The sequence below is a fragment of the Pollutimonas bauzanensis genome (assembly GCF_040393045.1).
In the GTDB taxonomy this organism is placed as follows: domain Bacteria; phylum Pseudomonadota; class Gammaproteobacteria; order Burkholderiales; family Burkholderiaceae_B; genus Pollutimonas; species Pollutimonas bauzanensis_A.
The window spans coordinates 1-10342 of sequence record NZ_JBEBUX010000139.1 but is presented as its reverse complement, the minus strand read 5'-3'; the positions used below and the strand labels follow the sequence as shown (position 1 = coordinate 10342).

Below are 10342 nucleotides of genomic sequence, written 5' to 3'. Positions count from 1 at the left end.
CCCACGCCGCGTGCGGCAAAGGTCGTGCTTTCGCCGCCGGCCAGCGCCTGAAAGGATGAAATAGCCCATTGATTATTAATGACATTCAGTATGACGGGCGCTTGATACACATGAGCAAAAGTCAGTGCCGTCTGGAAGTCGGCGGCAGCGGTCGCCCCATCGCCTATCCAGGCCGAAGCGATTTTAGTATCGCCTTTAATGGCCGATGCCATGGCCCACCCTACCGCCTGAACGAACTGGGTCGCCAGGTTGCCGGAAATAGAAAAAAAACCGGCATCGGGCACGGAATACATCACAGGCATTTGCCGGCCTTTCAGATGATCGCGATCATTCGAAAAAAGCTGGCACATCATGTCGAACAAGGGGACATCCTGGGCAATCAGCAGATTCTGCTGGCGATACGAAGGAAAACACATATCACCCTTGGACAAGGCCATGACCTGCGCGACGCCTATGGCTTCTTCGCCCAGGCTTTGCATATAGAACGACATTTTCTTTTGCCGTTGTGCAATCACCATGCGCGCGTCAAAAATACGCGTTTTGATCATGGACTGCAGACCTTTTCGCAGCAGCTTGGGATCAATGGGCTGGGCCCAGGGCCCGACCGCGTTGCCATTGTCATCTAGAACACGCACCAGGGTATAAGCCATGTCGGTGGTATCGATGGCGGAGGTGTCTATAGGGGGTTTGCGTACCGCACCGGCCTCGGCCAGATGCAAATAGGAAAAATCAGTGGCGTGGCCCGGCCGCCCAGAGGGCTCTGGCACGTGTAGCCGTAGTGGAATATGTTGTCTCATGTCTGCTTCAAAAATGTCTTGTGGAATTTTCGAACCGCTACTATTTTTTTGCGCCATCTTGTGAACGGCAGATTCCATCATCGCCGATTCCGCTCGGATTCGCAAGCCTCAACGCGACTGCCAATAGCGCCGCGCAAACTGCCTTTCGCTTTGCGCTGTCAATCCTGACTGCCTGGAATGCACAATAAACGCCCCCTGCTGATCAGTACGCCAGAATTCAGCGCCAGCCTCTTGCCAACGTTCCTGAACCTCTGGACTAGGATGGCCATAACGATTCCATAGTCCCGCCTGGGCCACTACGTGCCGGGCCTGAACTGCATCTACGAATTGCGGGCTGGAAGAGTTTTTTGACCCATGGTGCGCCGCCAACACCACGTCAACCGGCTCCAGCCCCCTATCCGCCAAAGCCTTTTCCTGCGAGACGCCAATATCGCCGGGCAGCAAGGCAGAGTGATGCACCCCCCTGATTCGCAATACACAGCCACCGTCATTGCGCTGACTGCGCTTGGATTGCTTGCTGATGGAATTCGGCGTCAATGGCCACAAAAACTCAAATGCAACCCCATCGGCCTCCCACGTCATACCGTACTCGCAAGGCGACATTGCCAGCGGCAAAGGCGGCAGCACCCCGGGGTCGCCCAACATTCGCGCCTCACGCTTCAAGTACTCAAGCACATCAAAGGAACTGTAGGATTGTTCAACGGGCGCAGCCAGCAGCATGCTGCGCAAGCCTCCGGCGTGGTCGATATCAGCATGGGAAATAACCATGACATCGAGTTTCTTGATACCCATGGCGCGCATAAATGGCCATATCGTGCGGACTCCGTCATCAGACGTTGCGCTGCTGCGCAAACCCGTATCGAACAACAAAGCATGGCGTGCCGTTTGTATTACGACAGCGCTGGCCTGCCCTACATCCAATGCATAAAGATCCCACCCGCCCTCTGGCGGGCGCTTCGGCGTCCATAGCAAAGCCGGCAACATAAACAGCCAGCCCATGTTGCGAAAGGGAATACCGTAAGGCATCACCGCCAGCAGCAATCCCAGCATGGCAAAAATCGTCAGCCACAACGGTGCTGCCGCAACATAGATGCTGGCGGCGCGAAAATCAGCCAGCCAGACAGTAGGCACCATGATCCAATCCATGGCTGCATGCCCGAGCCAGGCAAGGCCCGCCGCCGGAAGCTCAAGGCCCGGCAGCAGCGCAGCGCCCGCCAACAACAGGGACACCGGGGTCACCACGACGCTGATGACCGGAATGGCATAGGCGTTGGCCAGGGGCGACGCCAACGACACCTCGTGAAAAATCAACGCCAACAAGGGCATCAAGCCAACTGTTATGGCGAGTTGCAAGCGCACAGCCGTTGACAGCGCCACTCGCCAACGACGCCAACGGGAAACCTTCGCGCGCCCTACCGGCTGGCCCCACCAACCGGCACTGGCCATCAAAACATAAACAGCACCGAATGAAAGCCAAAACCCACTGGCTAATAATGCCCATGGATCCAGCACCACGACAGCAAAGGCAACCAAAGACAAAAGTCTGGATGCATTCATGGGCAGGCGCAGCAAATACGCCGCAGCGATGACGGCCAGCATCAGGAACGTGCGCCGCGCAGGTACGCCCCAGCCCGCCAACAGACAGTACAGCCATGCTATGAAGAGCGCTGCCACGGCCGCCGCCACCTGCGCTGGCCAGTGTTCAGCCAAGGCATGCCCCCGGAAACGCAGCCTGCGCCATAGCCAAAAAACCAGGCTGCCCCCTAGCGCAGCAATCATGGTGATGTGCGAACCACTGATGGAAACCAGATGCGTAATACCGGTGAGATTAAAGACTTGCCAATCGGAAGCCTCGACACTGGCTTGATCCCCTATCGCCAGGGCCAGCAGCACGGCGCCATAGCGCTTGCCTTCCAGATAGGGCTGCATGGCGGCCCGCACATAATGCCTGGCGCGTTGCGCAATAACCGGCAGACTGGCCCAAGGTTCATCGTGCAGGTATTGCGGCTTTCCCCGTACGCTACCCGTGGCCCTTACCCCTTGCGCAAACAGATACGCTTCATAGTCGAACGCATGCGGATTACGATTCCCGTGCGGTTTTTTAAGCGTCAGCGACATCCGCCAAACCTGGCCTGGAATCAATTCCGGAAACTCGGCCGGTTTGCGATCTTTCTTGCCAAAAGGCCCCGCCCAATCTGCCGCAGCCCATGAGACCAGAATACGCGACGGCACACCTTCGGGAAGGGAAGAAATGACGTCCGCCTGAAACTGGCGGCTATCGATGCCTAAACGAGGCAATTCGGCAATGCGCAGCACCACTCTGGAAACACGGTTCTCGTTGCTGGAATCCAGTGTGTCGGCCAGCCGGTATTCCGCACGGGCAACGGTAATCAACAATCCGGCGATCGCTGCCCATAAAGGAAACAGCAAGCGCCAGCGGTATGTTTTTGCCAAAAAGAAAACCAAGGCCGAGGCGACAGCCACCGCAGCAAGGCCGCCTGTCCATAGCTTTTGATCCGGCAAGTAAGGAAACCAATGCACAGCCCCGGTTGCGGCGACGAAGGCCAGCAGGCAGAAACGTCCCGTCACGCCTGTACGCTCCCAAATGCTCTAGCGTAAAGGCGCGGCAGCGAAAAAAACGGCCTAAGTGGCTGCGTTTGTCCCTTGGGAAACTACTACCTTCGCAATAGCTTCCCAGAACATTTCAGCTGTTTTACCCAATGTTGACCGATCGCGATAAAGTCGAACTTGCAAAGGAATCTGCCATTCCTCTGGACCCGCAAGCATCAAACGCCCTGCTTCCAGATCATCATTAATTAAGGTTTGCGGCAACCACGCGATGCCCCGGCCGCTAAGCACCATGGGCCTAAGCACCGAGGCTAAATGAGCGGTAAAAACTGTATGAACAGATAAACGATCCAAACTAGGCCGCAAGGTTTGATGCAAGATACGGCCAATACCCGATTCCGCGCTGTAATCAAGCAACTGTATGACATGGGGTTGAGCATTTTTCGCTGTCAGGTGATGCAGCGGCTGGCCTCGTTCATCTACTGACGACACCGGAACCAGTATGTCATTCCCAAGCTGGATGGACGGATAACCTGCGACCTCAAGTTGACCTTTAACATGTGGATGCGTGTGACATAGAACGAACTGAACCTTGCCTTGAAGCATGAGGCCTTCGCATCGTTGCAGCATATCGGAAACACACTGTATAGCGCCTACGCTCACACGAGGCTCTAGACTGCGCAGCCAGTTGGGCATAAAGCTGAAAGACAGCGTGTGTGTTGCCGCAAACTGCAACGTGGTCGACCATGATTCCTCTATCGCACGCGCCTCTACGGGAAGGCGCGCCACTTGCGTCAGCAGGTTCTGCGCGACTTTGCGAAACCACTCGCCCGTCTCCGTCAATGTGATTGGCTGGCTACTACGGTCAAAGAGGCTCGTTCCCAACCATTCTTCAAGCGCTCGGATACGCCGACCGAACGCCGGCTGCGTCATATGGCGCAAGTCGGCAGCGCGCGAGAAGTTTTGGGTGGACGCAAGAGCCAGGAAGTCTTCAAGCCAAGATATGTTCATGCCAGTGCTTTCAAAGCATAGAAGAAGAGAAAAATAGCATTGGCCCTAAGGAGCAAGAACGCCGACCATACCTAATTCAACTAAGGAATGAAGTTTAGGAGCGGCAGATGAAAATCGTCAACATAATTGAAAAAACACTTCCCATCAGTTCTCCAATCCGAAATGCCTACATCGACTTTAGCAAAATGAACTTGAGTCTTGTAGCGGTTGTGACAGATGTCGTTCGCGACGGTAAGCCTGTCATCGGATACGGATTCAACTCCAACGGGCGTTATGGCCAAGGCAAACTGATGCGCGATCGCTTCATACCGCGCGTGCTTGAAGCAGAACCCGCGTCGCTAATCGACGCCAGTGGTAATAATCTGGACCCACATAAGATTTGGGATGCCATGTTTACCAACGAAAAGCCGGGCGGCCATGGCGAACGCTCCGTGGCGATAGGCACAATAGATATGGCTGTTTGGGATGCCGTCGCCAAAATCGACGGCAAGCCATTATTCCAGCTGCTAGCCGACCGCTATGGCAACGGGCATGCCAATAAGAAAGTTTTTGTCTATGCCGCTGGCGGATACTACCACCCCGGGCAAGACCACAATAAGCTAAAAGATGAAATGCGTAGCTACCTTGATCGTGGCTACAGTGTGGTCAAAAAGAAAATCGGAGGCGCTTCTCTGGATGAAGATCTGCGCCGTATCGACTCGATTCTCAGCGTGCTCCAGGATGGTCAGAGGCTCTGCGTCGATGCGAACGGACGTTTCGACCTGGATACCGCAATTGCCTATGCCAAAGCGCTATCGCAATATGATCTGTTCTGGTACGAAGAGCCAGGCGATCCACTTGATTTTGAGCTGCAAGCAGCTTTGCGCAGTTACTACAAGAACCCGATGGCCACCGGAGAAAACTTGTTCTCCATGCAAGATGCCCGCAATCTCATTCGTTACGGCGGCATGCGCCCTGATCGCGATTGGCTGCAATTTGATTGCGCCCTGAGTTATGGGTTGGTCGAGTATCTGCGCACCCTGGATATGCTCAAAGAGCACGGCTGGTCCGCCAGTCGTTGTATTCCGCATGGAGGGCACCAGATGTCTCTGAATATTGCCGCTGGACTCGGCCTGGGCGGTAATGAATCGTACCCGGATCTGTTCCAACCGTTTGGCGGCTTTCCCGATGGCGTAAAAGTCGAAAACAGCTACATCACCATGCCCGAATTACCCGGTATCGGTTTCGAGGGGAAGGCGGATTTGTATCGCGTAATGCAGTCCCTGTCGGCATAGCGAACATTCAAACCAAGAGGAGACAACATCATGAATTTTCAGAAAATCGCGTTGGCCGTCGCACTGGCCGGGATATCCTTAGCCGCCCGAGCCGATTTCCCCGAAAAAGCCGTCACGCTGCTTGTTCCGTTCGCCGCCGGCGGGCCTAGCGATAAAATCGCTCGTGACGTAGCTGAAGCATTACGCAAACCCTTGGGGCAAGCGGTGATCGTTGAAAACACAACGGGAGCAGGAGGCACTATAGGCACTGCAAAAGTGGCACGCGCCGTACCTGACGGCTACACACTGCTCGTGCATCACATCGGCATGGCCACAGCGCCTTCTCTATATAAAGATCTCAGTTATAAAGTCCCTGATGATTTCGAATTCCTGGGCTTGATCAATGAAGCGCCTTCCACCCTGATCAGCAAGCCGACCCTTGCAGCAAATAGCTTCGATGAACTGCGTAAGTGGATAAATGAGAACAACGATAAGGTTAATCTTGCCAATGCAGGTGTGGGATCAGCCTCGCACCTTTGTGGCCTCATGCTGCAAAGCGCCTTAGGGGCAAACATGACGACCGTACCGTACAAAGGAACGGCGCCCGCTATGATCGACCTGATGGGCGGCCAGGTAGATCTGATGTGCGAGCAAGCCACAAATGCGGTGACGCAAATCGAAGGGAAAAAGGTTAAAACGTTTGGTGTCACCAGCACTGAACGACTCAAGCTGCCTTCGATGGCAGAGGTTCCAACCTTGGCTGAATCCGGGTTGGCTGATTTCAACGTCACCGTTTGGCATGGTCTGTATGCCCCTCGCGGCACACCTCCCGAAGTCCTTGCAAAACTTAACGCTGCCCTTCGAAGTGCGTTGAAAAATCCAGACCTTATACGACGACAGGAAGCCTTGGGCCTGACCATAATAGATGACGAGCGCCTGGCACCTTCCGGACATAAGAAGTATGTGATCGAAGAGATGGATCGCTGGGCAAAGGTAATCAGTGCTTCGGGGCAGCAACCTAATTAATAAAAGAGGCTAAAGAGGCTGCGTTGCCGTGTCCTCTTGCTGAGCCCCGCTGCCTAACTGCCGCCGACGTTGCCAGAACGGCTGATCAGACCAACGGGGTTGGACGCCATAATAGAAATCTCGTTGCGACAAGTACGTTTGCCAGAGTTGGCGCTGTTGTTCATCGTATTGATGAACGTACTGATTGCTGCGATCCAGCCCCGCCGTGCCCTGTACACAATCCGTCAATGCGTAATGAATCATGTGCCCGGCGTGGCTGGCCGTCCTGAGTGCCTTGTCTATGCCTTGGGACGACAGCGGATCATACGCTTGGGCGGCATCACCCACTGCCATCCAGGCCTCACCGCAGAAGTCCTGTAATCGCTGGCTGTTGGCCGGCGCACCTCGGATAGTGCCGCAAGCTTGATAACCCTTGGCTTTGAGCAATGGAGCGATGTGCGTCGATTCATCCAACAGCCGGTCAAAGCCTTCCCGACGCCCAGCCGTTCTTGCCGCCGGCAAGTCCTTGTCGGAGTGGAACACCACCAATCGCCTGGTTTCATTGCCATCATTTCCTGGCAAGCGGTTGCTATACCACCAACCGTGTGGCGCGGCCTCGATACGGGTATAGCGGTCATCATCTGCGCCCACGAGTGAATACCATTGCGCATAGGCAAACAATCGGTCGTCGTGGTCGACGGTCTGGACGCCAAGCGCTCCGGCCACGACCGCCCGCCGGCCCGAACAGTCGACCAGATAACGTGCGCGATGCTCAAGCGACTGGGTTTCTGAAGCTAGCGTCAGTTGCCAATTAAAAGCATCGTCAGCAATACGTTCGCAGGACTGAAAACGAAAACCCTGAAGCAAGGTCGCACCGGCGGCAACCGCCCTTGATCGCAGGGCCTCATCGAAAGACAAGCGTTCTACGCACAGGCCGAAGCCGGTCGACGTGAAGAAAAAGTCAGCGACATCAGCCTGCTCGGTCCCCCATAACGACACGTTGCCAGCGGTTCTGTAAACACCTGGAAGATCCTGTTCTGGATCCTCAGGGTCTCCCAGGAAGTGCTTGACCAGACCGATAGAGGTCGGCGGCAGCGATTCGCCCAGTTTGAAACTTGTGGATACCCGCCCTTCCACCAACAACACACGCTGGCCAAACCTGGCCAGCGTGATCGCGGTTGCAGCTCCTGCCGGTCCAGCGCCAACGATAACAACGTCCCATGTTGTATGGACTAGGTCATGTTGCGTCGTTGACAAAAATTATTTGCCTTTAGCGGGCGGCCGGTTCAACGCCGGATCGCGCTCATGTTCGACGAACACGATAGAACCATTGTGTGTCAATAATTCGCCGTTCTCGGTCTTGATTGGAAGCACCATCCCCAACTTCGGCCAGGCATACTCCATCTGTTGGTAACCATCGGTAGACGATAGCGGCTCGCCGTCAGCATCGTATCCGCGGAACCATTCCTTATAAGTTCTGGTCTGGTTGGTTTTATCGTATTCAAAAACGATGTCTGGCCGTTGTGTCGGCCACCATGCCACGTTACACGACCAGAAATCGCCTTGCCATGGGCTAGACATATAGGCAGCGAGCGAACCGGGCTCGATACCTTTGTTCACACGAAACGCCTCGGCGAAAAACTCTTTATAGAGGATCAGATACGGGAATTCTATGCCCGGGTGAAAGCCGCCGCCGATAGTCGGTTCGAGAGCCGAACTGTCGAGTGCGTGCGGCTGTTCGGCCAATGGCAATTTCTCGAGCGGAATGGGCTTTTGCGGGACACCGACCTCAAAGTTTCCTTCTGCCCAATTTTTCAATTGATCCAACTGCAAGTCGGTCAGGCTCAAGAATTGATCTGGAAGCTTGTGACCCAATTGCTGGTTTTGTAGAGGCTTGCCGCCCGTACCCCACAGCTTGGGCATCTTGCGGTCTTCCTCGGCGCGGGCGAACTCTTCACTCTTCCAGCTGGTTGGCCGCTGCGGTGGAGGCGGCATTATGGAATCGACCAGTCGTCCACGCTTCCCGGGAGCATGCCGCATCAGGCCATAAACCATCTGTCTTACCGGCATGCTTTTTTCCGAGGGATCGGACAACAACGCCATGTACTGGGGGGTGAGCAAATCGCCCGGCTGCCCCGGGCCATGGGCCATGTTCTTTGTTTCGGGCGTGACGCCAGCCGCTTGGGGGCTCACCCAACCGTAATTAACCGCCTTGGCAAACACCGGATAAATATCGCGGTAGAAATTCGTCTTCTGCCCCGCATTGGGGTGAGCTTCTGGGAAAGTCTCGTAGACGCGATCCAGAATGGACACCACGTGGTACATATGGGGTGCGAATTTCGGTGGCGCGGTGACGATCCATGCACCTGCTTTCGGATTTCGCGTGCCTTCGTCGGTTGCCGATTTCACGTTGTCGCGTGTGCTCAAGACGGTGCCGTCCTTCAGCGTAACCGTGACGTCGATTTCACCGCCACAGGTATCGTCCCACCAGCCCGGCACGTTGAAATAGGCAAATTGATTCGTCAGCGGATTTTTGCCGTTATCCGGACCGTTCGGGGGGGAGACGGTTTCACTCGGGTTCGACAACACCACCTTGGGTGTCGTGACGCATGCGCCTTTCCCGGGCGCGGGCACGAAAAGCAGGCGATCCTGGGCGTCGAGGCGAAGCTGCCCCAACTCGATATCCTTGGCCGCTTTATAAGTGACCTCGACTTCTTTCGAAGGATCCTTCGGCGTGAAACCCTCGAAACGTAATTCGCCCGGCAAGGTACTTTTTTCAATGCCAGTGAATACATCGCCCTTCATGACGACAGGCCCGGTCTGCCCGGAAGCGATCGTATGCACACCAGGATCGATAATTAACTGATCACGTTCGATTGGCGGCTTGCCAGGCTGGATGGACGGGTTACGCAACTCGTCCGGGTCAAACAAATATGCACCCTGAAATGCATAGTTCGCCGCTTTCATGTTCCTGACATGGACTCGCCAGTTGACGGACTGGACCAGGCCCGAGTCCGACGTAAGCTCTGCGATGACCTTGTCGTTGGCATCGTAGGCATATACCCGATAGCGCTGCGCCTGCCGCTTCAGCCGGGCTCCGCTGTCGCGGTAGGTTCCACCATCAGGCCCCGGACCATCGCTACCGCCCGGATCGACCACGATCCCCGGTGCTTCGGGACCGATATAAAACTCGTCACTGTCACCCAAGCGGGCAATGCCAATACCAGGGTGGATGCGAATACTCTTTATATTCTCGGACACGGCTGAACTCCTCTACCAATTGTTCTTAGTAAGTCGGTGCTGAAAAAGCACTGACAGAAGGCAATGCAAAGCCCCTGCTAGTTATAGAGGACTTACGATCTTCCAGTCGAGCAAGTCTGCAGAAGTGACCGCGTACCGAGTACCAAAGTGTTCTATGTCGGCGTGCGTCAGTCCGTTGGATTGACGATGAGTGCGTACCGAGAAGCCGCCGCCGAAGCTGGCTTTGATCGATTTTTGGATTTGCGAATCGGCAGCCAGGGCCGGCATATTAATCGCGTTGGTGCCTTTCATGGCGATGGCAATGCCCGGCAGCAATAGAACGCTGGCTGCTGTGGACGCCTTGATGAAATCCCTGCGTTTGATATTCATGTCCCCTTCCTCTTGGTTCTTACGCTTACTCGATTCCAAACCTCTTTGTTGTGCGGACGATTATACAGATTACTTCAT

At 55.3% G+C, this 10342-nt stretch carries 8 protein-coding genes; 2 read left to right on the top strand and 6 right to left on the bottom strand.

What is annotated here, in order from left to right; genetic code table 11:
- The 3 genes from ABWO67_RS16830 to ABWO67_RS16820 form a co-directional block, all read right to left on the bottom strand.
- Positions 1-797, bottom strand: a 797-nt coding sequence (locus tag ABWO67_RS16830) for a 3-methyl-2-oxobutanoate dehydrogenase (2-methylpropanoyl-transferring) subunit alpha (protein WP_353153657.1), incomplete at its 3' end; no start/stop codon positions are given.
- 108 nt (positions 798-905) lie between these two features.
- Entirely contained in the window at positions 906-3386 is a 2481-nt protein-coding gene (locus tag ABWO67_RS16825) for a DNA internalization-related competence protein ComEC/Rec2 (RefSeq protein WP_353153655.1), read from the bottom strand.
- 54 nt (positions 3387-3440) lie between these two features.
- A complete protein-coding gene (locus tag ABWO67_RS16820) occupies positions 3441-4376 on the bottom strand; it encodes a LysR family transcriptional regulator (protein ID WP_353153652.1) in 936 nt (311 codons plus the stop codon).
- Between the two features lie 107 nt (positions 4377-4483).
- Here ABWO67_RS16820 and ABWO67_RS16815 point away from each other — a divergent pair, with 107 nt between their 5' ends.
- Together ABWO67_RS16815 and ABWO67_RS16810 are read left to right on the top strand one after the other, a co-directional pair.
- Positions 4484-5650, top strand: a complete 1167-nt coding sequence (locus ABWO67_RS16815) for a mandelate racemase/muconate lactonizing enzyme family protein (protein WP_353153649.1) — start codon at positions 4484-4486, stop codon at positions 5648-5650.
- Between the two features lie 30 nt (positions 5651-5680).
- Positions 5681-6655 (top strand): tripartite tricarboxylate transporter substrate-binding protein, encoded by a 975-nt coding sequence (locus tag ABWO67_RS16810; RefSeq protein ID WP_353153646.1) that lies wholly within the window; start codon positions 5681-5683, stop codon positions 6653-6655.
- Positions 6656-6664: 9 nt separating this feature from the next.
- Here ABWO67_RS16810 and ABWO67_RS16805 read toward each other — a convergent pair whose 3' ends face one another.
- From ABWO67_RS16805 to ABWO67_RS16795, 3 genes are all read right to left on the bottom strand, one after another.
- On the bottom strand, positions 6665-7891 hold the full coding sequence (locus ABWO67_RS16805; protein ID WP_353153643.1) for an NAD(P)/FAD-dependent oxidoreductase: 1227 nt from the start codon (positions 7889-7891) through the stop codon (positions 6665-6667).
- Between the two features lie 3 nt (positions 7892-7894).
- Positions 7895-9895, bottom strand: coding sequence for a LodA/GoxA family CTQ-dependent oxidase (locus ABWO67_RS16800; protein ID WP_353153641.1), 2001 nt, complete (start codon positions 9893-9895; stop codon positions 7895-7897).
- An 81-nt stretch (positions 9896-9976) separates the two neighbouring features.
- The gene (locus ABWO67_RS16795; RefSeq protein WP_353153638.1) at positions 9977-10264 is read right to left on the bottom strand and encodes a twin-arginine translocation signal domain-containing protein; all 288 of its coding nucleotides are present in this window, start codon (positions 10262-10264) and stop codon (positions 9977-9979) included.
- Positions 10265-10342 lie beyond the last annotated feature (78 nt).